The sequence below is a fragment of the Pseudomonas sp. BF-RE-25 genome (assembly GCF_019956105.1).
GTDB classification, from domain to species: Bacteria; Pseudomonadota; Gammaproteobacteria; order Pseudomonadales; family Pseudomonadaceae; genus Aquipseudomonas; species Aquipseudomonas migulae.
In genome coordinates this window covers 53907-78473 of the sequence record NZ_JAHBDB010000009.1, presented here as the reverse complement: position 1 = coordinate 78473, position 24567 = coordinate 53907, and the positions used below count along the sequence as shown (strand labels likewise).

Sequence of the window (24567 nt, the reverse complement as noted above, 5' to 3'; positions counted from 1 at the left end):
CCGCGAACGAAAAGTCCCGGCGTGACTGAAGGTTTATGGCGATGCGCCATCAGTAAAGCGGTATGCTTGCCGGGATTTTTTAAAGGGGTGATGGATGAGTAAGGTCAGTGTATTGGTCGTGGATGATGCGTCATTCATTCGTGACCTGGTGAAGAAGTGCCTGCGCAACTACTTCCCGGGGATCCGGATCGAAGACGCGGTCAACGGCAAGAAGGCTCAGGCCTTGCTGGCGCGGGAAGCGTTCGACCTGGTCCTGTGCGACTGGGAAATGCCGGAAATGTCCGGCCTGGAACTGCTGACCTGGTGCCGCGAGCAGGACAACCTCAAGACTATGCCCTTTGTCATGGTGACCAGCCGTGGCGACAAAGAGAACGTCGTCCAGGCGATTCAGGCCGGTGTATCCGGCTACGTCAGCAAGCCGTTCACCAACGAACAACTGCTGACCAAGGTCAAGCAGGCGCTGAACAAGGTCGGCAAGCTCGACACCTTGATGAACAGCGCGCCGACCAAAATGAACTCGGCGTTCGGCAATGATTCCTTGAGCGCGTTGACCGGCGGCAAGCCTGCCATGGCCAGCGTTGCACCTGCTGCTGCACCGATTGCCCGACCTGCCGCCGCTGCACCCGCGGCGGCGGCCCCGTCCCGTGGCCTGCTCAACAGCCCGCCGGTAAAAGCACCGGCGGCGTCTGCAGCACCTACCGGTGGTCGCGGCCAAGGCCAATTGCGCCTGCCCAATGGCATTCAGCAATGCGTGATCAAGGCGTTGAGCCTCAAGGAAGCGCTGCTGGTGGTCAAACGCAGCGAAGCCCTGCCGCAAGTGCTCGACAGCGCCGTGCTCGATCTGGAGCAGGGCGACAACGCTGAAGTCGCCCGCCTGAACGGTTACCTGCACGCCATCGTCGCCCACGAGCAGAAACCCGACAGCGAATGGCTGCAACTGACGTTCCGCTTTGTCGACCAGGATGCGCAGAAGCTGGATTACATCTCCCGTTTGATAGCTCGTGGTACGGCGCAGAAGCATTTCGTTCCAGGCGCATAACCTTCGTCGCCTGACAGTCCGCTATCGCTAGCAGGCTAGCTCCCACATTGGAATGCATTCCCCTGTGGGAGCTAGCCTGCTAGCGATGGGGCCATCACATACACCGCACATCTGCGCAACAGTCCTTTTTGAAACATCTGCCGACTACCCGGGTCCATTGCAGCTGCTAGGCTCATCCCCAGGCCTTACTCGACAGAATCCTGCCCATGCTCGCGCGCCTGCTGTTTTGCTGTGGTCTGTTCATGGCGTCCTCTACGGCCATGGCCATGACCATTTACAAATCCACCGATGCCAATGGCGTGGTCTCCTACAGCGACCGCCCCACGAAAGGCTCCAAGGTGTTCACTTTTCGTGATCGCATGGTCGAGCACCTTGAGCGTCAGGTGTACCTCGTCATCACCAAGAAAAAAGGCGTGGACAGTGTGTACGTGCGCAACGACCTGTACGCGCCGGTACAGATCGAGTTGAGTTTCGCCGGGCTGCAGAACGTCAGCGGTGCGCCGAGCCGACCGATTCGGCGGGTCATGCCGGCGCGCAGCAGCATTCGTCTGGCGCTGCTCACGGCGACGCGGGCTGAAAGGCCGCTCGCGTACACCCCCAGATTTGAATACTTCCTGGGTGATCCCTCAGGCGCCGCCATGGCCTATCGATACCCGTTCCCCTGGCGCGGTGGACCGTTTCGGCTGAGCCAGGGCGCCAACGGTCAATACAGTCACTTCGGGCCGAAGAACCGCTACGCCATGGATATCGCGATGCCTGAGGGCACGCCGATCATTGCCGCGCGGGGCGGGGTAGTGGTGAAAACCGAGAATGCCCAGACCGGGCGCGGCAACGATCCGTCAGGCAATTTCGTGCGGGTGCTGCACGATGACGGGACGATGGGCGTGTACTTGCACCTCAAGCGGGGTTCGGTGAGTGTTCGCGAGGGGCAGCGGGTGTCGGTGGGCAGTCCGCTGGCGCTGTCGGGCAACACCGGCAACAGCAGCGGGCCGCACCTGCATTTCGTGGTACAGCGCAATACCGGGATGGGGCTGGTGTCGATTCCGTACCAGTTCAATCAACCGGTGGGGGCATTGCCCAACTTTGCGTTGGGCAAACAATGATGTGTGCCTGACCTGACGCCTTCGTTGTAGGAGCCGGCTTGCTGGCGATGAACGATAACGCGGTTTCACATAACACCGCGGCGCTGCCATCGCTAGCAAGCCGGCTCCTACAGGGGCAGGGCTCAATCCAGCATCAACACCTTGGCCAAAATAATCTTCGGCCCTTTCATCTTCTTGATGATGATCCGCAGGCCTTCAACTTCCAGCACCTCTTCCTCTTCCGGCACCCGTTTCAGGGATTCATACACCAGCCCGGCGAGGGTTTCGGCTTCGACGTGGTCCAGGTCAATGCCCAGCAGGCGCTCGACCTTGAACAACGGCGTATCACCGCGAACCAGCAACTTGCCCGGCTGGTACGCGAGAATCCCGCGCTCAGCCTTGCGGTGTTCGTCCTGAATGTCGCCGACCAGCACTTCCAGCACGTCTTCCATGGTCAGGTAACCGATGACGTTGCCATCGGCCTCTTCGACCAGTGCGAAGTGCGAGCCGCCTTTGCGGAACTGTTCCAGCAACTGCGACAGCGGCATATGGCGCGACACGCGTTCCAGCGGTCGGGTCAGCTCAGCCAGGTTGAACGACTCGGGAATGTGGTCCAGCGCGGCCAGTTCCAGCAGCAGGTCCTTGATGTGCAGCAGGCCGACGAACTCCTGGCGATCGCTGTCGTACACCGGATAACGGCTGAACTTGTGGCGACGGAACATCGCCAGGATTTCCTTGAGCGGCGCGTTGAACTCCAGCGTCACCAGGTCTTCGCGGGAGTTGGCCCAGTCGACCACTTCCAGTTCGCCCATTTCCACGGCCGAGGCCAATACGCGCATGCCTTGGTCGCTCGGGTCCTGGCCACGGCTGGAGTGCAGGATCAGTTTCAGTTCTTCGCGGCTGTAATGGTGCTCGTGATGGGGGCCGGGTTCACCCTGGCCAGCGATGCGCAGGATGGTGTTGGCGCTGGCGTTAAGCAGGTAAATCGCCGGGTACATCGCCCAATAGAACAGGTACAGCGGCACGGCGGTCCACAGCGACAGCAATTCGGGTTTGCGGATGGCCCAGGATTTCGGCGCCAGTTCACCCACCACGATGTGCAGGTACGAGATGACAAAGAACGCGGCGAAGAACGACACGGCCTTGATCACTTCGGCCGACTGCACGCCGACGGCTTCCAGCAGCGGTTCGAGGATGTGCGCGAACGCAGGTTCACCAACCCAGCCAAGGCCCAGGGAGGCGAGGGTGATACCCAATTGGCAAGCCGACAGGTAGGCATCGAGCTGACTGTGAACGGTGCGCAGGATGTGCCCGCGCCAGCCGTTTTTATCAGCGATGGCCTCGACCCGGGTCGAGCGCAGTTTGACCATGGCAAATTCCGCCGCAACGAAAAATCCGTTGAGCAACACCAGGATCAGAGCAAAAAGAATCATGCCGAAGTCGGCAAAGAGTGTTGCGAGGGTCAAGCCAGGGGAAGGGTCCATGATGGAGTTTTGCGGGTTCCGTGTATTCGAAAAGGGGGTCAATGCGGTGCCTGAAGGGCAGGCACAAGTCAGCCAATGTAGCGGCTGACCGGGTGCTTGCCTAGTGGCGAATGCTGGCCGGAATCAGTCGGCCGTGCTGATGACCCGGGATTTGGTGACCTGGGCTGGCGCGAAATGGCAGGTAAACGTACTGCCGTGGCCCGGCACGCTGCTGATTTCCATCCGTGCGCGGTGGCGCAGCAGCACATGTTTGACGATTGCCAGCCCAAGCCCGGTGCCGCCGGTGTTGGAGTTGCGGCTGGAATCGACGCGGTAGAACCGTTCGGTCAGGCGCGGCAGGTGTTTGCTGTCGATACCGATGCCGGAGTCCTGCACGCTCAGGTGCGCGCCTTGCTCGTCAGCCCACCAGCGAATGCGGATATTGCCTTCGGCCGGGGTGTATTTCACCGCGTTGAACACCAGGTTGGAAAACGCACTGCGCAATTCGGCTTCGCTGCCCTTGAGCAGAATCGTCGGATCGGCTTCCAGGGTGATGCGCTGGTTTTTCTGCCCGGACAGTTGCTGAGCGTCGCCCTTGATCGATTGCAGCAAGCCATCGATGGCCACGGGCTGGTTGTCCGACGGGTAATCGGTGGCTTCCAGCTTGGCCAGCAGCAGCAAGTCGTTGAGCAACGTCTGCATGCGCCCGCCTTGCTGCTGCATTTGCTGCAGGGCACGGGTCCAGCGCGGGTTCACGTCATCGACGTTGTCCAGCAGGGTTTCCAGATACCCGCAGATCACCGTCAGCGGCGTGCGCAGTTCGTGGGAAACGTTGGCGATAAAGTCTTTGCGCATCTGTTCCAGCTGATGGATGCGCGTCACGTCGCGCACCAGCATCAAGTGTTCGTTGTTGCCGTAGCGGGTGATGTACAGCTGAATGCGCAGTCGATCGTTGATCGGCGAGGGGATTTCCAGCGGCTCGGCGTAGCTGTCCTGCTCGAAGTATTCCTTGAAGCGCGGATGGCGCACCAGGTTGGTCACCGGCTGGCCACTGTCCTGCGGCGTCTTGAGACCGAGCAGGGTTTCCGCGGCGCGGTTCCACCATTCGAGGTTGCCGTCGGTGTCGAGCATGATCACCGCGTCTTTCAACGCGGCGGTGGATTCCTGGACCCGGTCGATCACCGCTTGCAGGCGTCCGCGCACGCGTTGGTCGCGGCGTTGCAGGTGATAGATGCTGTCGAACACTTCGCCCCACAGGCCATAGCCATCGGGCGGCGCTTCATCGGGTTTGTGCAGGCGCAGCCACTCGTGCAGACGCAGCAATTGCTTGAGGGTCCAGGCCAGGTAAAGGCCCAGGCCCGCAGCGAGGCTCCAGCCGTAGTAGCCGGTAATCAGGCCGATCACCAGGCAGGCGGTGACCAGTAGCAGCATGTGGCGAATCAGGGTGCCATGCCAGTTTTGGTTCACTTGAACGCGCGTCCTTGTCAGCTTGTCGGGCGGGAAAGGGCTGAATCAGGCTTTGGTGGAAAACCGGTAGCCGGTACCGCGCACGGTTTGTACCAGATTTTCGTAGGCATCACCGAGGGCTTTGCGCAGGCGACGGATGTGCACGTCGACGGTGCGTTCCTCTACATACACATTGCCGCCCCAGACCTGATCCAGCAACTGACCACGGGTGTAGGCGCGTTCCTGGTGGGTCATGAAGAATTGCAGCAAGCGGTATTCGGTCGGGCCCATCTCGGCGGGTTTGCCGTCGATGGTCACGCGGTGGCTGATCGGGTCCAGCAGCAGGCCGCCGACTTCAATCGGCGCTTCGCCATCGGTAGGGCCGGCGCGGCGCAGCACGGCTTTGAGGCGCGCAACCAGCTCGCGCGGGGAAAACGGTTTGGTGATGTAGTCGTCGGCGCCGACTTCCAGGCCCTGGATCTTGTTGTCCTCTTCGCCCTTGGCGGTGAGCATGATGATCGGGATGTCCCCGGTCAGCTCATCGCGCTTGAGGCGGCGGGCCAACTCGATGCCGGAGGTGCCGGGCAGCATCCAGTCGAGCAGGATCAGGTCCGGTTTGCGGTCGACGATGATCGCGTGGGCCTGTTGCGAGTTTTCGGCCTCCAGGCAGTCATAGCCGGCCATTTCCAACGCAACGGCGATCATTTCGCGAATGGGCGCTTCGTCGTCGACGATCAGAATGCTCCTGCCAACCATGCCTTTAATCCTCTTGTCATTTAACTGTCTTGCGCCGCATTAGATAACGGAATTATTGCAGTCGTGTGACAGTATTTTAGTCGCCCGGCGATTGTCATGATCCTGATCTATTCTCTAAGTCCGAACCCTGACAACCACCAAAGAAGGTTTCCATGACTCAATACACGCAATCCCTTAAAGCCCTGATGCTGGCAGCTGCCCTGTCTTTGCCGGCAATGGCCTTCGCGGCTGAGCCTGTGATGATGAAAGACGGTGTGATGGCGGACCACAAGGGCATGACGTTGTACACGTTCGACAAGGACACCACCGCCGGCAAGTCTGTGTGCACTGGTGAGTGTGCGGAATACTGGCCAGCGTTCAAGGCGCCAGCGGATGCCAAGGCCGAAGGTGACTGGACAATCGTCAAGCGTGACGACGGCACGATGCAGTGGGCCTACAAGGGCAAACCGCTGTACTACTTCAAGAAGGACGCGAAACCGGGTGACAAGGCCGGTGACAAAATGAAGGACGTCTGGCACGTCATCACCAACTCCGGACCGAAGATGTAACCCCCTCTGTAGGAGCTGGCTTGCCAGCGATGGACGTAAACGTTGATGCGAGTTGTCTGGATAAACGCGTCGCCTTCACGTTCATCGCGAGCAGGCTCGCTCCCACAGTTTCATGTGTGGTTCACCGCACCGCGTAATCCAAAACAATCCCCACAAAAATCGCCAACCCCGCCCAATGGTTGTGCAAGAACGCCTTGAAGCAGCGCATCCTGTCCTTGCCACGGGTGTACCAGAATTCCCACGCAAAACAGCCCGCCGCCGCCAGCAATCCCAGGTGGAACCAGCCGCCGAGTTCGAACTTCGACCCGGCCAGCAACAGGCAACCCAACGCCAACCCTTGCAAGGTCAGGATGATCACCCGGTCCGCCTCGCCAAACAGAATCGCCGTGGATTTCACACCGATCTTCAAGTCGTCGTCGCGATCAGTCATCGCGTAATAGGTGTCATAACCCACCGTCCACAGCAGGTTGGCGATCCACAGCAACCACGCCGCCGCCGGCAGTTCGCCGGTTTCGGCGGTGAACGCCATCGGCATCCCCCAGGAAAACGCCGCGCCCAGCACCACTTGCGGGTAATAGGTGTAGCGCTTCATGAACGGGTAAGTGAAGGCCAGCGCCAAACCACCAAACGATAACCACACCGTCGCCGCATTGGTGCACAGTACCAGCAGGAAACTCACGCCCATCAGCAATGCAAAGAACACCAGCGCTTCTTTGGAGCTGATCTTTCCGCTCGGCAGCGGGCGCTGTTCGGTGCGTTTCACATGGCCATCGACCTTGCGGTCCGCCCAGTCGTTGATCACGCAACCGCCGGCGCGGGTCAGTACCACGCCGAGCACGAAAATCACCACGTTGGCCAGCGACGGCGAACCTTTACCGGCAATCCACAGCGCCCACAGCGTCGGCCACAGCAGCAGATAAATGCCGATCGGCTTGTCCATACGCGTCAACTGAATGAAATCCCAGGCCCGAGGGTTCAAGCGGTTCAGGGACTTGAGCAGGCTCTGGTACATCAGCAGTTCTCCGGATGGGCGCGGGTGGCGTGCCACAAGGTCGGCAGGAAAATCTCGGCCACCAGCACGCTCAAGGCGCCACGGTCGAAGCGCGAGCGACGGCCCCACAATTCAGGTGCCCGGCACTCCACCGGCAGCCACTCCTGAGGATAGTGACAAACCTCGATGGCGCGACGCTGAAACGCCTGGTCGCAAAACAGCAACTCGCCCAGCGAGCGGCTGCCCAACTCGTCCATGTGCAACCCGTCGCCCTGCAACGCGCTGCGTGCCGCCACGCTGCGGGCGAACACCCAGGCTTCACCGTGGCCGCGCAGATACACCTCGCGCACCCAGCCTTCACTGTCTTCGGCCAGGTCCAGTGCCGCGCATTCGTCCGCGCGCAGCGGTTGCCAGCCTTCGAAAAGCGGCGTGACGCTGAAGCTGTCATTCGACAGACGGGTCAGCCGTCGGGTCAGCGAACCTTCGTCGAACAACCAGTCGAGGGTAGACGTGTCGGGGAGCGGCGAAAGTCGGCTTTGGGGAAGCCAGAAAGGAGGTTTTGAGTGCGGCACAGTGAGTCATTATTGGCAGCAAATGAGGCGGCGAGCTTACCATGTCGGTCGGTGATTTTGATTGATCCGGCGCCCCATTGCGTCGAACAGGCTTGCATCTGCCGGGCCCGATCAGTACAAAACGCCCTGAGCCGGACGGCAGCGCTGCAACCATCGACCGTTCGCGCCGGCAATAAGCCTGAATCCTGAGGATGTACCTGAATGAAAAAGTGGCAATGTGTGGTCTGCGGCCTGATCTACAACGAAGCCGACGGCTGGCCGGATGACGGCATTGCGCCGGGCACCCTGTGGCAAGACGTGCCGGAAGACTGGCTGTGCCCGGACTGCGGCGTCGGCAAGATGGATTTCGAAATGATCGAAATCAACTAAGACATTTAGAGGAGTAAGGAATGAACGCACCTGTCGTGATCGTCGGCACCGGGCTGGCTGGCTACAACCTCGCCCGGGAGTTTCGCAAACTCGATAGCGAAACCCCGCTGCTGCTGATTACCGCCGATGACGGGCGCTCCTACTCCAAGCCGATGCTCTCCACGGGCTTCGGCAAGAACAAAGACGCCGACGGCCTGAGCATGGCCGAACCCGGCGCCATGGCCGAACAGCTGAAGGCCGAAGTGCGCACCCACACGCGCATCAGCGGTATCGATCCTGGCCACAAGCGCCTGTGGATCGGCGAAGAATCGGTGATCTACCGCGACCTGATCCTGGCCTGGGGCGCCGAAACCGTGCGCGTGCCAATCGAAGGTGATGCGGCGGACGCCGTGTTCCCGATCAACGACCTCGAAGACTACGCGCGCTTTCGTGCGGCAGCGGCCGGCAAACGCCGGGTGCTGTTGCTCGGTGCCGGCCTGATCGGCTGTGAATTCGCCAACGACCTGATCCTTGGCGGTTACGAGGTGCAACTGGTTGCACCGTGCGAACAGGTCATGCCGACCCTGTTGCACCCGGCGGCAGCCGCTGCGGTCCAGGCCGGACTGGAAAGCCTCGGCGCACGTTTCCACCTCGGGCCGGTGCTCAACCGCTTGCAGCGTGTTGAAGAGGGTTTGGAAGCGCATCTGTCGGACGGTCAGGTGATCCCGTGCGACGTGGTGGTCTCCGCCATCGGCCTGCGTCCGCGCATCGACCTGGCGGCCGCCGCCGGTGTGCAGGTCAATCGCGGCGTGGTGGTCGATCGCCACCTGAAAACTTCTCACGCCAACATCTACGCCCTGGGCGACTGCGCTGAAGTCGACGGGCTGAATCTGCTGTACGTGATGCCCCTCATGAGCTGTGCGAGAGCGCTGGCACAAACCCTCGCCGGCAACCCGACAGCCGTGAGCTACGGCGCGATGCCGATCACCGTCAAAACGCCGGTTTGCCCGTTGGTGGTTTCGCCGCCGCCACGGGGTTTGGAGGGCGTCTGGACCGTCGAAGGGCAGGGCGCTGACATCAAGGTTTTATGCCGCGATGCCGCCGGAAAACTGCTCGGTTATGCCCTGACAGGTGCGGCGGTGATGGAAAAACTCGCACTGAACAAAGAACTTCCACCGCTGCTGGCGTAAATACCGGTCGTTCTGTCGGAATCACCCCGCTTTTGCCCCCACAAACGTCGCGCCGAGACTGGCGCGGCTCTTCCGTGCGTGCCATTCTCACTCCCGTCTGCCGCAGAGTAGAGCACCTGCGGCGCTTTGGGCGCTGTTCCAACGAGAACAGCACGGACATAACAACAAAAAACCGTCAAAGGGGCTTCACTAATGCGTAAACCAGAACTCGCCGCCGCCATCGCGGAAAAAGCAGATCTCACCAAAGAACAGGCCAACCGCGTTCTCAACGCCGTTCTCGAAGAAATCACCGGCGCCCTGCACCGCAAGGACAGCGTGACGCTGGTCGGCTTCGGCACTTTCCTGCAACGCCACCGCGGCGCCCGCACCGGCAAAAACCCGCAAACCGGTGAGCCAGTGAAAATCAAGGCCAGCAACACCGTTGCGTTCAAACCGGGCAAATCGTTGAAAGACAGTGTTAATCCGTAACACGCACCGACGCCCGCCTAGCGGGTGAGCGGAACAAAAAATGGGCACGCCAACCAGGTTGGGTGCCCATTTTTTATGGCTGACGGGGTGCCCTTTGTAGGAGCCGGCTTGCTGGCGATAGCGCCCGATCAACCAACATCAACGTCGCCTGACACACCGCCATCGCCAGCAAGCTGGCTCCTACAGTCCTATGTACCAGCGAATTCCCCACTCCCCCCGCAGCAATTCAGTGACAAGGGCCTCCCCATCTTTTCAGCTGACAACAATCACTGTAGGAGCCGGCTTGCCGGCGATAGCGCCCGATCAATCAACATCAATGTCGCCTGACACACCACCATCGCCAGCAAGCCGGCTCCTACAGATATACGTGCCTGACGGATCAAACGGTCCGACTTTGTTGCTTGGCAAAAATCGCCGCCATCTCCGGTTCATCCAAATGATCCAGCGCACGCTCCACCAACAAATGCACCCCGTCGGCCATGCGGCTGAGCGCCAGGGCTACGGAGCGGCGTGAGCCGTCCACATCGTCGGCAAGGTCGGCGGCGATGGCGCTGATGGACAGCAGGTCTTCCGAGGCGTTGGCGAGGAGGGCTTCGGTGTTGATGCCGGGGCAGACGCTAAAGAGTTGGCCGTTACGCTTTGGTGGTTTGGGTTCGGTTGGCGGGAAGTGATGGTCGAGGGCGCGTTCGGCGGCTTCGTTGAGTTTGTTTGAGTCGGGGCTTTCGTATGGGGAAACCGGATCGGTTTCCGGTGGGTTTGGTGTGACCTTGAACATGGTTACTTTCCTTTAGTAGGGCCGTGACCATTTCGCGACTAAACGAAAAGGAGGCGGCTGTGCGCAAGTTAGTCGACCGGTAAAGTCACCAAAACCCGGCGCGCCCAATGGCGCCATGCGCACAGCCACCATCAAGTGCAGGCAAACACCTGACTGGATGACACTTGTGCAACCGTAGATGACTAGCCGGGCGACTAAACCCGATCACTGATGAGCAGTGACACGAATCAAGTTACCGACCGCCCCCAAGGCGCACAAGCCGGCGGATTCTGGCGTAGCCGTAGGCAACGACGCAAGGTGTTGTAGCTTGCAGGACGTAACCTTGAGGCGTTTTAAACAAGCGCTCTCTGGCGATGTTTAATCATTGCGATCTTGATGTTCCTTACCAACTTCCATAGGGGATTCCGAACTTTTCGATATAGGCTTTTGACTCTTCTGAAAGCGGCCGATGTTTTCCATTGGACGTTCCCCCGTAGGGGCCTTTGGGACTGATCGTGCCTTGGACTCGAGTGACTTCGGTCGATTTAAGACAAGGCCCACCTAACCACACCTTGGCGATTCCTCCCGGCGCCAGGCCGATAGTCAAAAACTTTCGGTAATCGGTTTTCCATTTGCCTACCGCGCCGCAATAAGCTCTTTCACCCTTGAGCATGGTGTTCCGCGCAGATTCGGGGATTTCGATGTAGGCCCCGTAGGTCTGCGGTTCTGCCATGGACTGCCAGCGCACATAGACCAAACGAGGCAGGTCAGCCCCGGTAACATACCGGCCTTTTCCTCCAGGATCTTCTCGCCATCCCGCTGGCTTACCTCTGAACTCGGACGGTACGCCTTTGCTCATGGCCCGTGGATACCCCATAGCCGGTATACCGCTGCCCGCGCGAAGGAACACGCGCTCATTGATATCAACGACACCGGCCGTTTCGATCCAGACTTCCATATAGTCAGGCGAAAAAAAATCTAGGCTCCATGCGTCATAAGGTAATGATCTGCTCTCGACAGAGGCACATCCTCCCAACAACACAAATAGCAACGCAAAGCCGGACTTAAGCAAGGGTGAGCACCTATGCATTGGGATGCACCACGCGTTTATAGTTTTCGGCGGGGCGATCGATAAACACGATGTTCAGGTCACTATTGTTCCAGCCTTTGGCTGCGTTCCATTTCGCAGACAGATGGATATAGCGGCGGTACAGCAGCTCCTCTTCGTCGAGGCTCAGGCTCGTGCGGCGAGTTTCGCCTAACGCATAAGCCATCAATTTTTCGGCAATCGGTTTCAGCTCTGTTGGTAATGCGTACGTCTGATCCTCTTCGTCAATGACCTTGAACGGGACGTCGTGCCTGGCCCCCAACTCGCGCATGATTCGCAGGTAAACCAACGCCAAATCGTTGCGCACAATCCGCTCGCTGTGGACCGCCGCATAGACATTCTTCGAATTGGATCTGTCGCCTTTTGCGTTGCTGATCATCTCCACCGCCCAAGTTTTCACCTCCAATGTCAGCCCATACAGATTGAGTTGATCCTGAAGGCGACCTAGCTCTTGCTGAGCCCAACGATAGGCGGTTGACGCTGTGGAAGGCACGTAAAGTTCCATGTCGCGGCTGCAGCGCGGCTTACTAAGCAAAACTCGCTCAATGACGTTGGGTATATACCCTCCACCCAAGTCGGAGTGGACGCCGGGCAGCTCGATATCAGCAGCGCCGGCGCTGTTGAGTGAAAAGTTATGGCGGCGCTCGTCCCGCGACACTAAATGCACGACCTTTTTTGCCACATCGGGTGCCAAGTACAAATTGACCCCGGGGTTATTGGCGTCGTGGACGCTAAAGTCGCCGTCAGCCACGCTGCCTACTGCAGCAGCGGTGTCGAAAATGCCGATAAAGTTGATGGAGGCATCGGTGTTGGCGCGCCAGGAAAACTCCTCGGTAAACAACGTAGCATTGGCGGGTAGCTGCGCCGCCAATGGACTCTTCTCTCCTTTCTGTACTTCATTGGCAAAATGCCGCGCAGCTGCGGCACCGCGACTGAAACCGAAGATATCGAACTCGACACGTTCAACCTTTCGATCAGGATTGGATCGCTTGAACTGTTCAACCCTTTCGAGAATAAGCGTTGGACTCTGCGCAACCCGCGCTGATACACCGTGTTCACCCACGCCGGTTGCTAGTGAAAAAAGTGAATCCTGTTCGCCACTGCTAGTACCGATGCCATCCAGATAAACGGGGATGTACCCGATGGTTTCTTCAACAGCCAATAACCGCTTACTGTCATCGGTGTACAGCTCATGCAACTTCGCCACATTACTCGTGTCATTCCCATAGCTGTTATCCGGTGTATTCCCCTTGCCGTCATAACCCCTCGCCTGACAAAACTGCAGAATATCCTCAGCCTCCTCCAGCAGATTCACATCCCGCGCATAACACCCGGCAACCATTTCACTGTTGGACCGATTATTCCCAGTCCCATCAAAAAACACCCCAATACGTAAAGTAATTCCTTCTTCTTCAACCTCTTCTTCCTCCTCCTCCAGCTCATCCGACTCATTCTCTTCCGACGACGGGGGCTCAGGCACAACCGCCGCCAACAACCCCGCCACCGTCCCAGGCAACAACGCATGCGCCGCCATCCCCGTTCCCGGCGAACCACCGACCTCAATCTCGCTACTGCTGAACACCCCACCCGCATCGATCACGACATGGTGACCGCCCGCCTTCAACGTAATGCTGGCGCCCGCGTCCAGCACCAGATGAGCGCCAGCCTTGATATGAACGTGCTCACCGGCCTCAACCACCCACGCTTCGCCAATCTGGTTGTGGCTACTTCCGGCAATTTGCAGATAGTCATTGGCCTTGAGCTGAACCTTTCTATCCGCCGTAACCGTGCGATGTTCTTCCGCGCCAAGCACCGCGATGCTGTTGCCCTTGATCGCTTCCCGACGCTCATTCCCCACGTCCAGTCGGCTGTCGCTCCCGACCTTCTGCTCCATGTCCCGCTGCGCTCGCAGGTAGATCAACTCCAGCCCGGCGCGGTCTTCGATCGACAGTTCGTTATAGCCACCGGTATGCGGCGAGCTGTGGCTGCGCAGCACGGTTCTGGTTTTGTTCTCGGGCAAGGGGTAGGGTGCCGGTGTGACCTTGTTGATCAGGCAACCGGTTATGAGTGGGTTATCTGGATTGCCTTCGAGGTAGGTGACGAGGACTTCCATGCCGATGCGCGGAATGGTCACCGCACCGAAATGATCCCCCGCCCAACTGGACGTCACCCGCAGCCAGCAACTGCTTTGTTCGCTGTTGCGCTCCGCGCGGTCCCAATGGAATTCGACTTTGACGCGACCGTCTTCATCGCAGTAGATCTCTTCTCCGACAGGCCCGGTGACGCGGGCGGTCTGGCAGACGAGCACGGGGCGTTGTGCGGGCATCGGCGGCCGATAAAACACGTCCCAGGGAATCGCGCTGAAGCTGTTTTGGTAGCCCTGGGTAAAACTGCCCTCGGCGTCGGTGATTGACTCTTCCAGCACCTGCGGCTGTTTGCCGATATGAGTAACGCTGAGCAGCAGCCACAGATCGTTGTACGTGGCGCGTGGGTGATCCGTCAGGCTGAAAAAGTGGCCGCTGCGCAGGCACGGCTGATCACTTTTGCCCTCGGCCAATTGATAGTCGGTGCGGTGCCGCTCCAGTGCTTGTCGGGCGAGCTGTTTGCCGTGCTTTTCGGTCTCGAAAAACAGCGGATAACGATAGTCTTCAAGCTCGGGGCTGAACTCGGCGATGAAGCGACTTTCCAGCAGCAGGCTCGGGTGTTTCGGGTCGTAGTTTCGGCGGGTGACTTTGCTGGGGCGAGTGCTGTAACCCATGGAAAACTGGCTGACGACCGGATGCTCCGCCACCATGCCGGCGCCTTGCAGATAGGGCGTTTCGCCCAATTTCGCAAAGGCGGTCTGGTCATCGCTGAACACCAGCACATGGCCTTCCCGGGAGTGCTGGTGATGCCACGCAATGCCGTCCTCGGCGCACAGTCGCCGGACGAACTCAAAACAACTTTCCCCATATTGGGTGCAGTATTCGCGCTCGGGACTCGTTCTGACATGGAAGGTAAATGCGTCGGCTTGAATGCCGTGCCCCTTGAGTACCTGAGCGATGATTTGCGGTGCCGTCAGGCCCTGGAAAATCCGCTGATCGTGACTGAACTGCAAGTCATGCAGCGCCGGCACCAGGTGCATGCGATAGCGGGTCAGGCGCTTGCCGACTTCGCCCACGGACACCCTGGTGACATGGCCATGAATGCCTTCGCCGTTGAGGCCGAACTGTAGAAAGGCGGGTTGGTTGAGCAAGCTTTCCAGATCGAAATCTGGATGCTCGCTGACCAGGTCAACCTGAATCGAATACAAGGCGCTGATGGTTTCCGTGCCTTCGAAGGCCAGCACTTTGAAGTCGTTGCGAATCGTCGGGATAAGGAGGGTGAAGTGGGCAACGTTGGCCGATGCAAGCATGCGCTTATCCTTTTGCTACGTAGTCGCTCGTCCTTAAGCTGAAAGAAAAAATCGGCGAAACCGAGCCATACGTGCCCGGATTAAGTCGCCAAAATGCCGGGCACGCTAACAAGGCATGCAAAGTATTGATGTAGGAAGGATCTTGAAGAATGGTGTGATATTTCCCAGATACCCGAAGTTCCATTTTGGAACTTTGTTTTAAATTCAAAGTGGCCATCATAGTGATGGCACTTTTCTTATCGGCAGTTGTCACTCGTCGCTTTATTCATCGATGTCGTAACATTTCGGAATGCTCCTACATTTATATTTTTTAGTTTTTGGCATGCTGCGCGCCTGCCAAAGGGAGCAATCGGCAATGAATATGCGATTTATTCAGGTGAAAGAGGCGGAGGCCTCTAGCTCAACGGTTTCAGGGCGTTGGGTCGAGCGCTGAATTATTAAACTTACATCAGGGATCCCCTTGCTACATATAGGGAGATCTCCTACGAGAGATAAACGCGCTTCGTCTTATTGTTTAATCGGGTGCTTGCTAGTGGCCATCATCGTGAGTACGATGCGCCCACTTTGAAAGAGCACGATCTCAATTGGATGAGACATTTCGCAGCTCTTTGATTCTGTCTCACGCCGTTGGAACTCCAATGAGCGTATGACCGTAATCCAAACTAAAGGCCATGGATGTCCTACTCAAGCAAACTTTCTGCTCATTACCTCGATCTCGCAAAAGCCTCTGTTTCCAAAGAGAATTTCGCGGGCGAGGATGTTCGCTTTTCGAGCGAATATGAGTCATTGGAAAGCGAGCTGGCCAAAGCCTCGTCCATGCACGAAAGCGGTCAGATCGACTGGCTGAAAATCCGTGAAAACAGCGAAAACCTGCTGCGCACCCAGTCCAAGGATTTGCGCGTCGGCGCCTGGCTGACCTGGGCCCTGTACCAGCGCGAATCCTTCCAAGGCCTGCTCGCCGGCCTCGGTTTGCTGCACTACTTGTGCGAAAGCCACTGGGCCGAAGTCCACCCGAACAAGGCACGTACGCGCTCCGCTGCGATCAGTTGGCTGGTGCCGCGTCTTGAGCAGGTGCTGACCGAAAACGTCGCGATCAAAGAGCAGTTGCCGATGTTCCGCCGTCTGGTGGAACACCTGGAAGGCCTCGACGCCGCGTGCACCGAGCACCTGGGCGATGACGCGCCGCTGTTGTTGCCGATTTCCCGCCGCCTGAAAAACATGGTGCAACGGGCCGCCGACAACCAGCCTGAACCAGGCGTGGTCGGTGCGGCCGTGGCTCAGGTCAAACAAGTCGCTACGCAACTGTTGACGCCCGGCGCGCCGATCGACAACGAAAAAGAAGCCCACAAAGCCCTGCGCGCCCAGCAAGAAAGCGCCCGGCCATTGTGCGCCTGGTGGCTCAAGCAGAAAGCCACCGACCTGCGTGCCCTGCGTCTCAATCGCACGCTGTTGTGGTTGCCCATCGACGCTGTCCCCGAACGTAACGCCGAGCAGATCACCGTGCTGCGCGGTTTGCCGGCGGACAAGCTCAAGGCCTATCAGGACCGTTACGACCAGGGCAAATACGCCGACCTGTTGGTGGAACTGGAGGCGAGCCTGGCGAAGGCGCCGTTCTGGTTCGATGGCCAGCGAATGGTCTGGGAATGCCTCCAGGCCCTCAACGCAGAAATGGCGATGCGCGAAGTGGAAATCCACTTCGCGCTTTTGGTTCAGCGCCTGCCCGGCATCGTCGAATTGCGCTTCCATGACGGCGCGCCGTTCGCCGATCCGTCCACTCGCGCCTGGATCAGCGCCAACGTCATGCCGCACCTGCAAAGCGCCAGTGCGCCGCGCAAAGTCGAAGTCGCCGACACCCAGCCCGCCTGGGAACTGGCCCTCGAAGAGGTCCTGCCGATTCTGCGCAAGGACGGCCTCAAGGCTGCCGTGCAAATCCTCAAGCAGGGCCTGCAAAGCGCCAACGGCGGGCGCGTGCGGTTCTTCTGGCAGTTCGCCCTCGCGCGACTGTGCTTCATGGCCAAAAAGTACGAACTGGCCAAGACCCAACTCGAAACCCTCGACCAAACATTACAGGACTCAGGCCTGCACGCCTGGGAGCCCGATCTTGCGCTGGAAGTGCTGCATTTACTGCATAGCTGCTGCGAGTTGTTGCCGCAGAACCATGCCGTACGTGAACGCAAGGAAGAGATTTATCGCAGGCTGTGCCACCTCGATCTCGAAGTGGTACTCGAATAGGCCCCAGGGCCACAACCGCAAGGAGAAAAGCCATGGCCAAAGAAGGCTCGGTAGCCCCCAAGGAACGCATCAACGTCACGTTCAAACCTGCCACCGGTGGTGCCCAGGAAGAGATCGAACTGCCGTTGAAACTACTGGCAATCGGTGACTACACCCACCGCAAGGACGAACGCAAAGTCGAAGATCGCAAGCCGATCAGCATCGACAAGATGACCTTCGACGAGGTGCTGGCCAAGCAAGAGCTGCAGCTGACACTGAGCGTACCGAACCGTCTTCAGGAAGAAAGCGACACTGAAGAACTGGCCGTGAAACTGCGCGTCAACTCGATGAAGGACTTCAACCCGGCCAGCCTGGTCGAGCAAGTGCCTGAGCTGAAAAAACTGATGGAACTGCGCGACGCGCTGGTGGCCCTCAAAGGCCCGCTGGGTAACGCGCCTGCGTTCCGCAAAGCCATCGAAGGCGTTCTCGCCGACGACGAATCCCGCGGTCGCGTACTGGGTGAGCTGGGCCTGAACGCCGCAGCCCAGGACGCCTGAGTCTCCATCAGCCAAGGAAGCCAACATGAGCACGAGTGCAGCGCAGCAAAAGAGTAACGAGAACGGCGAATACAGCATTCTCGACAGCATCATCGCCGAAACCCGCCTGACCCCGGACGACGAAGCCTACGACATCGCCAAGCGCGGTGTGTCGGCCTTCATCGAAGAGCTGCTCAAGCCGCAGAACAACGGTGAGCCGGTCAAGAAAGCCATGGTTGACCGCATGATCGCCGAGATCGATGCCAAGCTCAGCCGTCAGATGGACGAGATCCTCCACCACCCGGACTTCCAGTCCCTGGAATCGTCGTGGCGTGGCCTGCAGTTGCTGGTCGACCGCACCAACTTCCGCGAAAACATCAAGATCGAAATCCTCAACGTCTCCAAAGAAGACCTGCTGGACGATTTCGAAGATTCGCCGGAAGTGATGCAGGCTGGCCTGTACAAGCACATCTACACCGCTGAATACGGCCAGTTCGGTGGTCAGCCGGTAGGCGCGATCATCGCTAACTACTTCATGTCCCCAAGCTCGCCGGACGTGAAACTGATGCAGTACGTGTCCAGCGTTGCGTGCATGTCCCACGCGCCGTTCATTGCCGCCGCCGGCCCGAAATTCTTCGGCCTGGAAAGCTTCACCGGCCTGCCGGACCTGAAGGATCTGAAAGATCACTTCGAAGGCCCGCAATTCGCCAAATGGCAGAGCTTCCGCCAGTCGGAAGACTCCCGTTACATTGGCCTGACCGTGCCGCGTTTCCTGCTGCGCAACCCGTACGATCCGGAAGAAAACCCGGTCAAATCGTTCGTATACAAAGAAACCGTCGCCAACAGCCACGAGCACTACCTGTGGGGCAACACCGCCTACGCGTTCGGCACCAAGCTGACCGACAGCTTCGCCAAATTCCGCTGGTGCCCGAACATCATCGGCCCGCAGAGCGGTGGCGCGGTTGAAGACCTGCCGTTGCACCACTTCGAAAGCATGGGCGAAATCGAAACCAAGATCCCTACCGAGGTATTGGTCAGCGACCGTCGTGAATACGAACTGGCCGAGGAAGGCTTCATCTCCCTGACCATGCGCAAAGGCTCCGACAACGCGGCGTTCTTCTCCGCAAGCTCGGTGCAGAAGCCGAAGTTCTTCGGCATCAGCGCAGAAGGCAAGGCAGCAGAGCTGAACTACAAGCTCGGCACCCAACTGCCGTACATGATGATCGTCAACCGCCTGGCTCACTACTTGAAAGTGCTGCAGCGCGAGCAACTCGGTTCGTGGAAAGAGCGCACCGACCTCGAGCTGGAACTGAACAAGTGGATCCGCCAGTACGTGGCCGACCAGGAAAACCCGAGCGCCGAAGTTCGTGGCCGTCGTCCACTGCGCGCTGCCCAGATCATCGTCAGCGATGTCGAAGGCGAGCCTGGTTGGTACCGCGTCAGCCTGAACGTGCGCCCGCACTTCAAGTACATGGGTGCCGATTTCACCCTGTCGCTGGTTGGCAAGCTGGACAAAGAGTAAGCGGAGCTAACTCATGACTGGATACGGCAGCCTTTTCGAACGCCTGGGTGGCGACGCGGACAAACGCGTCGGCTGGAGCCGCGAGGTCTCCGCCATGGCGTCCGTGGCTGCCCATCTGGCCAAGATGCTCAGCACCCGTGCGGGCAGCGTGCAAACGCTGTCCGATTACGGGCTACCCGATCTCAATGACATGCGCCTGAGCCTGCACGACTCCCTGAGTCAGGCCCGCCTGGCCATCGAAAGCTTCATCGAAGCCTACGAACCGCGCCTGAGCAACGTGCGTGTCATCTCCCTGCCGCGTGACAACGATCAGCTTCGCCTGTCCTTCAGCATCGAAGGCCTGCTGGAAGTTGATGGTTTCAAGCGCCAGGTCAGTTTCGCCGCGCGCCTGGATGGCAGCGGTCAAGTCAAGGTCACTTAAGGAGATTCGTATGTCCGGCAAACCAGCAGCACGCGTATCCGACCCCACCGCTTGTCCGCTCCCCGGCCACGGCACCAACCCGATCGCCGCCGGTTCCGGCGACGTCTTCTTCGACGGCCTCGCGGCCGCCCGCCAAGGCGATGCCTCGGCGTGTGGTGGTGCGATGTCGGGCGGGTTGGCGACGACGGTTTTGATTAACGGGAAACCGGCTGCGACGGTGGATTCCGTTGGGACGCATGGCAACAAGGTTACGGCCGGTTCCGGGACGGTGATTATCGGGAATTCGCATTCGGCGGTGCCGTTTGTTCCTCCTGTTCCAATGCCAGGTTACTTCAACGATTTTTTTGTCTTGCGGGACGATGAAGGTAACCCGATTGCAAATTATGGTTATCGAATAGAGACAGCAGATGGCGAAGTTCACGAAGGCGTGACTGACGCAACGGGCCATACCAAGTGCGTTACGACAGGGAAGTCATCTCAAATGCTCAAGATTTCGTTAGTTACGCCTGGAGGTGTGGCTCATGCCTAATCAAGCGTTATTGGCCCAAGCTCCATCTACACCCTCTCATAGTAATGAAGGGCAAGTTGTAACTGTAAAGTTGGCGAAACTGGCCACTTATGAAATCAATATTCGGTCTTTTCACCCGGGTAAAAATTTCGGGTTGTGGGGCATGTTTTTTGAAGGTGATGCGAGAAGCTACTCTTTAAAGCCAAGTGGTCTGTCGGGTGTGGCAGGTACTGAAGTTACCTCGCGTATCTGGCATAAATTTTTTATAAACTCGGCTATAAACGAAGTTCTTTTTACCCAAACTGAATCTAATGATTCCGGTATGGCGAATGGTGAACATGTACGTTATGACGGAGAACTAAAACCTAGAGGAGGCGGTCCGCCCTCCGCTAAAACGGAGAAAGGCGCTGTCACTACGATAGTTATTGAAGGTAAGTATGCAGGGGAGAACCATGCTTTTTTTGGGTCAAAAACTGCAAAAGCTCTGACTGGTAAGACTTTTGTTCCGAGTCTCGATGTCAGCTATAAGATCACGCTGACGATCGACCGCGTTTCTAAATACATTGATATTGCTACTCACATTAAAGGTGATGGTTTCCCAAACTGCGAAGCGTTCATTTCTGACGCCTCTGGCAAAGCAGTGTTTCTCGGTGTTCATGTTCGAAAAGGGGGGGCTGCTTGGTCCTTGCCCGGTGAGGGCACGTACCCGATGATTGAATCGGCGATTCGCTTGGAGATCGACGATAGCGGTAATTTCAGCGGTAACTTAGGCAATGAATTGCGTAGAAAAAAGTTGAACAAAGACCGTTTAGACATGCGACCAATAACGGAATGGAACGACTTTTTCTTGAAGTTGAATCCGAACGACGAACGATGGAAATACATCTACTTCGAGTCATTGCCAGATGCCCAAAACGAGCCTGCTGTAAAATGACCTATTCAAGCTATTTCAAGTGGGCAGTATGGATGCCTGCAATTTTGTTGCCGCTGTTATTTGTTGTGGACACTCTATTGCCTCCTGTAACACCCTTCGGAGGGTGGAAGCAGTTTTTCCATATATTCATATTGGCTTTTGGCGTGGGTGCCTATTTCATATTTGCATTTTGGGCATCGCGAGTCATTGATCGAAAAACCGAACGTGAAGTGGTCCGGCTCGTGTGTTGGGCTCCGGTTGTTTTTATACCCTTCTATGCCGCGCCGTGGTTTTTGTATGGCGTGATTTATTTAGTCACTGGCCACTTGGCTGGCCTTAGGCTAATGGTTGAATGGGTGGCATATATACCTTATTTGTTGGTTGCGGGGTATTTCTGTTCGATTGTCACCCTAGTTATTTATCAAGTTGTCAAAAGATTCTTCCGCAAAAAACTGTAGTCAGAGATCAGCAGTAGCCGTCGGCTCACGAATTTAGCGAATTCACACGAATCCAAAATCAGGCAGTTAGAAATGTCCTTTAACCACTACTACCAAAGCGAACTCACCGCACTTCGCCAGTTAGGTCGTCGATTCGCCGAGCGTAGCCCGGCGTTGGCGCCTTTCCTTGGCCAGGCCGGCCGAGATCCAGACGTGGAGCGGTTGCTGGAGGGCTTCGCGTTCCTGACCGGTCGCCTGCGTCAGAAGCTCGACGACGAACTGCCAGAGCTCAGCCATTCCCTGATGCACCTGCTGTGGCCCAACTACATGCGGCCGTTGCCGGCGTTCAGCATTTTGCAGTTCGACCCGTTGAAGCGTTCGGGGCCTGCGTTGAGGGTCGAGCGTGACACGCCGATCGAGAGCGTGCCGATTGATGACGTGCGTTGCCGCTTCCGCACCTGCTACCCGACCGAGGTGTTGCCGCTGGATCTGGCCGCGCTGAATTACTCGGTGAAGGGCGACGGTTCGCTGTTGAGCCTGCGTCTGGAGATGAGCGCTGACGGTCACCTCGGTGAGCTGGAATTGAGCCGTCTGCGTCTGCACTTCGCCGGTGAGCGCTACATCAGCCAGATGCTGTACCTGAGCCTGCTGCGCAATCTGGAGGGCATCGAGTTGATCCCGCTGGACGGCGTCGGCAAGCCCATCAATGGCGCCAACGGCACGCCGATGGCGTTCAAGATGCCCGGCGACCGTGTGCAGCCGGTGGGTTTTGCCGAAGAAGAAGCGTTGATCCCGTATCCGCTGAACACCTTCCGTGGCTATCGTTACTTGCAGGAATACTTCGCCTTCCAGGACAAATTCCTCTTCGTTGATATCAACGGTCTGGACCTGCTCAAAGCATTGCCGGAAGACACGCTCAAGCAGATGCGCGGCCTCGAATTGCGCTTCGACATTCGCAAGAGCGGCATCATGCGTATGCGTCCGACGCTGGACAACGTGAAGCTCTACTGCACGCCTATCGTCAACCTGTTCAAGCACGACGCCTTGCCGATCCGCCTCGACGGCAAGCAAGACGAATACCTGCTGCTGCCCGCCGAATTCGATCTGCAAAATTGCGGCGTGTTCTCGGTGGAAACCGTGACCGGCTGGAAGCCCGGCGGCCTCGGTTATCAGGAGTACGTGCCGTTCGAATCCTTCGAGCACGACCCGAGTTTCGACGTGCCCAACAGCCGTCCGCATTACAGCATTCGCCAGCGTTCCTCATTGCTGCACGACGGCCTCGACACCTACCTGAGCTTCGGCATCCGCCACACCGAAGCCCATGAAACCCTGTCGATCGAGCTGATGTGCACCAACCAGAACCTGCCGCGCAAGCTCAAGCTCGGCGACATCTGCATGGCCTGCGAAGAGACGCCAGAGTTTTTGAGCTTCCGCAACATCACCCCGGCCACGTCGAGTTTCGCGCCGCCGCTGAACCGCGACTTCCTCTGGAAGTTGATCAGCAACATGTCGCTTAACTATTTGTCCCTTGCCGACGTCAATGCGTTGAAGGTGATTCTCGAAACCTACGATTTGCCGCGCTACTACGACCAACACGCGGAAAAGGTCAGCAAGCGCCTGCTCGGCGGGCTCAAGTCGATCAAGCACCACCACGTCGACCGGTTGCACCGAGGGTTGCCGGTTCGCGGGTTGCGCACCGAGCTGACCATCGACCCGGAAGGGTATATCGGCGAGGGCGACTTGTTCGTTTTCGCTTCGGTTCTCAACGAGTTTTTCGCGCTTTACGCCAGTCTCAATTCGTACCACGAGCTGCGGGTAAAAAGCACACAGGGAGAGGTGTACCAATGGACACCACGTATGGGCCTGCAGCCGCTTCTTTAAGCGGACTGACCCGAGGAATACGCGAGTACTCGCTGTTTCAGGCCGTGCTGCTGGTGATTGACCGGCTGCGCGAGGCCCACCCGCACCTGAGCGAAGACGACCTGTACGACCAGCTGGAATTCCAGGCCAACCCGAGCCTGGGTTTCCCTGGTAGCGACGTTGATCGCGTGGAGTTTTTCCAAGAGCACGGGCACATGCGTGCGCGCCTGCGGTTCAACCTGATCGGCCTGGTCGGCTCCGGTTCGCCGCTGCCGGCGTTCTACGGCGAACAGGCGTTGGGCGACAGCGAAGACGGCAACCCGACCCGCAATTTTCTCGACCTGTTTCACCATCGCCTGCAACGGCTGATGCTGCCGATCTGGCGCAAATACCGCTACCGCGCAAGCTTCCAGAGCGGCGCGCTCGACCCGTTCTCGGCGCAGCTGTTTGCCTTGATCGGCCTTGGCGGCGAAGAGATCCGCAAGGCCCAGGAACTGAACTGGAAACGCCTGCTGCCGTACCTCGGTTTGCTCAGTTTGCGGGCGCACTCGGCGGCGCTGATCGAAGCGGTGCTGCGTTACTACTTCAAGCACGCCGAACTGACCATCGAGCAATGCATCGAGCGCCGGGTGGAAATTCTCGACGAGCAGCGCAACCGTCTGGGCCGCGCCAACAGCCTGCTCGGCGAAGACCTGGTGCTGGGCGAACACGTGCGCGACCGCAGCGGCAAATTCCGTATTCACATCCGCGAACTCGACTGGCAACGCTTTCACGAATTCCTGCCGATCGGTTTCGGCTACCAGCCGTTGTGCGCGCTGGTGCGGTTCACCCTGCGTGACCCGCTCGACTACGACATTCGCCTGGTGTTGCGCCAGGAAGAAATCCGCGAACTGCGCATCGGTGAGCAGAACGCCTGTCGCCTGGGATGGACCAGTTGGCTGGGCCGCGAAAAAGCGGACGGCGTGGTGACCCTGGGCAGCAAAATTCATTAAGGACAGAT

23 protein-coding genes are annotated in these 24567 nt (G+C 58.4%); 15 read left to right on the top strand and 8 right to left on the bottom strand.

The genetic code is table 11. From position 1 onward, the window contains the following. Positions 1-94 precede the first annotated feature (94 nt). Both KGB24_RS05060 and KGB24_RS05055 read left to right on the top strand, forming a co-directional pair. Positions 95-1039: a response regulator gene (locus KGB24_RS05060; RefSeq protein WP_223416440.1), complete on the top strand. Its 945-nt coding sequence runs from the start codon at positions 95-97 to the stop codon at positions 1037-1039. Between the two features lie 206 nt (positions 1040-1245). Next, a complete protein-coding gene (locus KGB24_RS05055; RefSeq protein WP_192417719.1) occupies positions 1246-2142 on the top strand; it encodes a peptidoglycan DD-metalloendopeptidase family protein in 897 nt (298 codons plus the stop codon). A 122-nt stretch (positions 2143-2264) separates the two neighbouring features. On the opposite strand, the gene KGB24_RS05050 is transcribed toward KGB24_RS05055, so the two are convergent. From KGB24_RS05050 to phoB, 3 genes are all read right to left on the bottom strand, one after another. Then, positions 2265-3605 carry a hemolysin family protein gene (locus KGB24_RS05050; RefSeq protein ID WP_008030693.1) on the bottom strand — a complete coding sequence of 447 codons (1341 nt, stop codon included), beginning with the start codon at positions 3603-3605 and terminating at the stop codon, positions 2265-2267. A 123-nt stretch (positions 3606-3728) separates the two neighbouring features. Then, entirely contained in the window at positions 3729-5015 is a 1287-nt protein-coding gene (phoR, locus tag KGB24_RS05045) for a phosphate regulon sensor histidine kinase PhoR (protein WP_230427582.1), read from the bottom strand. An 81-nt stretch (positions 5016-5096) separates the two neighbouring features. Beyond that, positions 5097-5786 carry a phosphate regulon transcriptional regulator PhoB gene (gene phoB / locus KGB24_RS05040; RefSeq protein ID WP_007896474.1) on the bottom strand — a complete coding sequence of 230 codons (690 nt, stop codon included), beginning with the start codon at positions 5784-5786 and terminating at the stop codon, positions 5097-5099. Positions 5787-5938: 152 nt separating this feature from the next. Between phoB and KGB24_RS05035 the strand changes: the two genes are divergently transcribed. Beyond that, positions 5939-6334 (top strand): hypothetical protein, encoded by a 396-nt coding sequence (locus KGB24_RS05035; RefSeq protein WP_223416441.1) that lies wholly within the window; start codon positions 5939-5941, stop codon positions 6332-6334. Positions 6335-6455: 121 nt separating this feature from the next. Here KGB24_RS05035 and ubiA read toward each other — a convergent pair whose 3' ends face one another. Continuing rightward, positions 6456-7346, bottom strand: a complete 891-nt coding sequence (gene ubiA, locus KGB24_RS05030) for a 4-hydroxybenzoate octaprenyltransferase (RefSeq protein ID WP_192417713.1) — start codon at positions 7344-7346, stop codon at positions 6456-6458. Continuing rightward, a complete protein-coding gene (locus tag KGB24_RS05025) occupies positions 7346-7897 on the bottom strand; it encodes a chorismate--pyruvate lyase family protein (RefSeq protein ID WP_008038114.1) in 552 nt (183 codons plus the stop codon). Before KGB24_RS05025 ends, ubiA begins: the two co-directional genes overlap by 1 nt. Before the next feature lie 201 nt (positions 7898-8098). On the opposite strand from KGB24_RS05025, the gene KGB24_RS05020 reads away from it, so the two are divergent. The 3 genes from KGB24_RS05020 (at position 8099) to KGB24_RS05010 (ending at position 9903) form a co-directional block, all read left to right on the top strand. Beyond that, positions 8099-8266: a rubredoxin gene (locus KGB24_RS05020; protein WP_007954349.1), complete on the top strand. Its 168-nt coding sequence runs from the start codon at positions 8099-8101 to the stop codon at positions 8264-8266. A 20-nt stretch (positions 8267-8286) separates the two neighbouring features. Continuing rightward, positions 8287-9435, top strand: a complete 1149-nt coding sequence (locus tag KGB24_RS05015) for an NAD(P)/FAD-dependent oxidoreductase (protein WP_207284973.1) — start codon at positions 8287-8289, stop codon at positions 9433-9435. A gap of 192 nt (positions 9436-9627) precedes the next feature. Further along, positions 9628-9903 (top strand): HU family DNA-binding protein, encoded by a 276-nt coding sequence (locus tag KGB24_RS05010; protein WP_003213368.1) that lies wholly within the window; start codon positions 9628-9630, stop codon positions 9901-9903. A gap of 379 nt (positions 9904-10282) precedes the next feature. Here KGB24_RS05010 and KGB24_RS05005 read toward each other — a convergent pair whose 3' ends face one another. The 3 genes from KGB24_RS05005 to tssI all read right to left on the bottom strand — a co-directional run bounded on the left by KGB24_RS05005 (position 10283) and on the right by tssI (position 15159). Next, positions 10283-10678 (bottom strand): DUF6124 family protein, encoded by a 396-nt coding sequence (locus tag KGB24_RS05005; protein ID WP_223416442.1) that lies wholly within the window; start codon positions 10676-10678, stop codon positions 10283-10285. A 382-nt stretch (positions 10679-11060) separates the two neighbouring features. Further along, positions 11061-11747 (bottom strand): DUF2931 family protein, encoded by a 687-nt coding sequence (locus tag KGB24_RS05000; RefSeq protein WP_008030682.1) that lies wholly within the window; start codon positions 11745-11747, stop codon positions 11061-11063. Continuing rightward, complete coding sequence (tssI, locus tag KGB24_RS04995) at positions 11740-15159, bottom strand: type VI secretion system tip protein TssI/VgrG (protein ID WP_223474743.1); 3420 nt, start codon at positions 15157-15159, stop codon at positions 11740-11742. Before tssI ends, KGB24_RS05000 begins: the two co-directional genes overlap by 8 nt. A gap of 675 nt (positions 15160-15834) precedes the next feature. Between tssI and tssA the strand changes: the two genes are divergently transcribed. The 9 genes from tssA (at position 15835) to tssG (ending at position 24559) form a co-directional block, all read left to right on the top strand. Then, positions 15835-17391, top strand: a complete 1557-nt coding sequence (tssA, locus tag KGB24_RS04990; RefSeq protein WP_008030680.1) for a type VI secretion system protein TssA — start codon at positions 15835-15837, stop codon at positions 17389-17391. 32 nt (positions 17392-17423) lie between these two features. Then, positions 17424-17927: a type VI secretion system contractile sheath small subunit gene (gene tssB, locus KGB24_RS04985; protein ID WP_223415127.1), complete on the top strand. Its 504-nt coding sequence runs from the start codon at positions 17424-17426 to the stop codon at positions 17925-17927. Positions 17928-17952: 25 nt separating this feature from the next. Further along, entirely contained in the window at positions 17953-19428 is a 1476-nt protein-coding gene (tssC, locus tag KGB24_RS04980) for a type VI secretion system contractile sheath large subunit (RefSeq protein ID WP_008030678.1), read from the top strand. A 13-nt stretch (positions 19429-19441) separates the two neighbouring features. Continuing rightward, positions 19442-19849: a type VI secretion system baseplate subunit TssE gene (gene tssE, locus KGB24_RS04975; protein WP_008038101.1), complete on the top strand. Its 408-nt coding sequence runs from the start codon at positions 19442-19444 to the stop codon at positions 19847-19849. A gap of 10 nt (positions 19850-19859) precedes the next feature. Then, positions 19860-20378 (top strand): PAAR domain-containing protein, encoded by a 519-nt coding sequence (locus KGB24_RS04970; protein WP_223415126.1) that lies wholly within the window; start codon positions 19860-19862, stop codon positions 20376-20378. Next, positions 20371-21291: a hypothetical protein gene (locus tag KGB24_RS04965; RefSeq protein WP_223415125.1), complete on the top strand. Its 921-nt coding sequence runs from the start codon at positions 20371-20373 to the stop codon at positions 21289-21291. The genes KGB24_RS04970 and KGB24_RS04965 overlap by 8 nt, the downstream gene beginning before the upstream one ends. Further along, positions 21288-21728: a hypothetical protein gene (locus KGB24_RS04960; RefSeq protein ID WP_223415124.1), complete on the top strand. Its 441-nt coding sequence runs from the start codon at positions 21288-21290 to the stop codon at positions 21726-21728. Before KGB24_RS04965 ends, KGB24_RS04960 begins: the two co-directional genes overlap by 4 nt. A gap of 72 nt (positions 21729-21800) precedes the next feature. Continuing rightward, positions 21801-23588, top strand: a complete 1788-nt coding sequence (gene tssF, locus KGB24_RS04955; RefSeq protein WP_223415123.1) for a type VI secretion system baseplate subunit TssF — start codon at positions 21801-21803, stop codon at positions 23586-23588. Beyond that, positions 23552-24559 (top strand): type VI secretion system baseplate subunit TssG, encoded by a 1008-nt coding sequence (gene tssG / locus KGB24_RS04950; RefSeq protein ID WP_008030662.1) that lies wholly within the window; start codon positions 23552-23554, stop codon positions 24557-24559. The genes tssF and tssG overlap by 37 nt, the downstream gene beginning before the upstream one ends. Positions 24560-24567: the final 8 nt, after the last annotated feature.

What these genes read in the sequence shown, in the direction of transcription:
- KGB24_RS05060 (WP_223416440.1), top strand. Translation starts at nt 95, where the DNA reads ATGAGTAAGGTCAGTGTATTGGTCGTGGATGATGCGTCATTCATTCGT.
- KGB24_RS05055 (WP_192417719.1), top strand. Translation starts at nt 1,246, where the DNA reads ATGCTCGCGCGCCTGCTGTTTTGCTGTGGTCTGTTCATGGCGTCCTCT.
- KGB24_RS05050 (WP_008030693.1), bottom strand. Translation starts at nt 3,605, where the DNA reads ATGGACCCTTCCCCTGGCTTGACCCTCGCAACACTCTTTGCCGACTTC.
- phoR (WP_230427582.1), bottom strand. Translation starts at nt 5,015, where the DNA reads ATGCTGCTACTGGTCACCGCCTGCCTGGTGATCGGCCTGATTACCGGC.
- phoB (WP_007896474.1), bottom strand. Translation starts at nt 5,786, where the DNA reads ATGGTTGGCAGGAGCATTCTGATCGTCGACGACGAAGCGCCCATTCGC.
- KGB24_RS05035 (WP_223416441.1), top strand. Translation starts at nt 5,939, where the DNA reads ATGACTCAATACACGCAATCCCTTAAAGCCCTGATGCTGGCAGCTGCC.
- ubiA (WP_192417713.1), bottom strand. Translation starts at nt 7,346, where the DNA reads ATGTACCAGAGCCTGCTCAAGTCCCTGAACCGCTTGAACCCTCGGGCC.
- KGB24_RS05020 (WP_007954349.1), top strand. Translation starts at nt 8,099, where the DNA reads ATGAAAAAGTGGCAATGTGTGGTCTGCGGCCTGATCTACAACGAAGCC.
- KGB24_RS05015 (WP_207284973.1), top strand. Translation starts at nt 8,287, where the DNA reads ATGAACGCACCTGTCGTGATCGTCGGCACCGGGCTGGCTGGCTACAAC.
- KGB24_RS05010 (WP_003213368.1), top strand. Translation starts at nt 9,628, where the DNA reads ATGCGTAAACCAGAACTCGCCGCCGCCATCGCGGAAAAAGCAGATCTC.
- KGB24_RS05005 (WP_223416442.1), bottom strand. Translation starts at nt 10,678, where the DNA reads ATGTTCAAGGTCACACCAAACCCACCGGAAACCGATCCGGTTTCCCCA.
- KGB24_RS05000 (WP_008030682.1), bottom strand. Translation starts at nt 11,747, where the DNA reads ATGCATAGGTGCTCACCCTTGCTTAAGTCCGGCTTTGCGTTGCTATTT.
- tssI (WP_223474743.1), bottom strand. Translation starts at nt 15,159, where the DNA reads ATGCTTGCATCGGCCAACGTTGCCCACTTCACCCTCCTTATCCCGACG.
- tssA (WP_008030680.1), top strand. Translation starts at nt 15,835, where the DNA reads ATGTCCTACTCAAGCAAACTTTCTGCTCATTACCTCGATCTCGCAAAA.
- tssB (WP_223415127.1), top strand. Translation starts at nt 17,424, where the DNA reads ATGGCCAAAGAAGGCTCGGTAGCCCCCAAGGAACGCATCAACGTCACG.
- tssC (WP_008030678.1), top strand. Translation starts at nt 17,953, where the DNA reads ATGAGCACGAGTGCAGCGCAGCAAAAGAGTAACGAGAACGGCGAATAC.
- tssE (WP_008038101.1), top strand. Translation starts at nt 19,442, where the DNA reads ATGACTGGATACGGCAGCCTTTTCGAACGCCTGGGTGGCGACGCGGAC.
- KGB24_RS04970 (WP_223415126.1), top strand. Translation starts at nt 19,860, where the DNA reads ATGTCCGGCAAACCAGCAGCACGCGTATCCGACCCCACCGCTTGTCCG.
- KGB24_RS04965 (WP_223415125.1), top strand. Translation starts at nt 20,371, where the DNA reads ATGCCTAATCAAGCGTTATTGGCCCAAGCTCCATCTACACCCTCTCAT.
- KGB24_RS04960 (WP_223415124.1), top strand. Translation starts at nt 21,288, where the DNA reads ATGACCTATTCAAGCTATTTCAAGTGGGCAGTATGGATGCCTGCAATT.
- tssF (WP_223415123.1), top strand. Translation starts at nt 21,801, where the DNA reads ATGTCCTTTAACCACTACTACCAAAGCGAACTCACCGCACTTCGCCAG.
- tssG (WP_008030662.1), top strand. Translation starts at nt 23,552, where the DNA reads ATGGACACCACGTATGGGCCTGCAGCCGCTTCTTTAAGCGGACTGACC.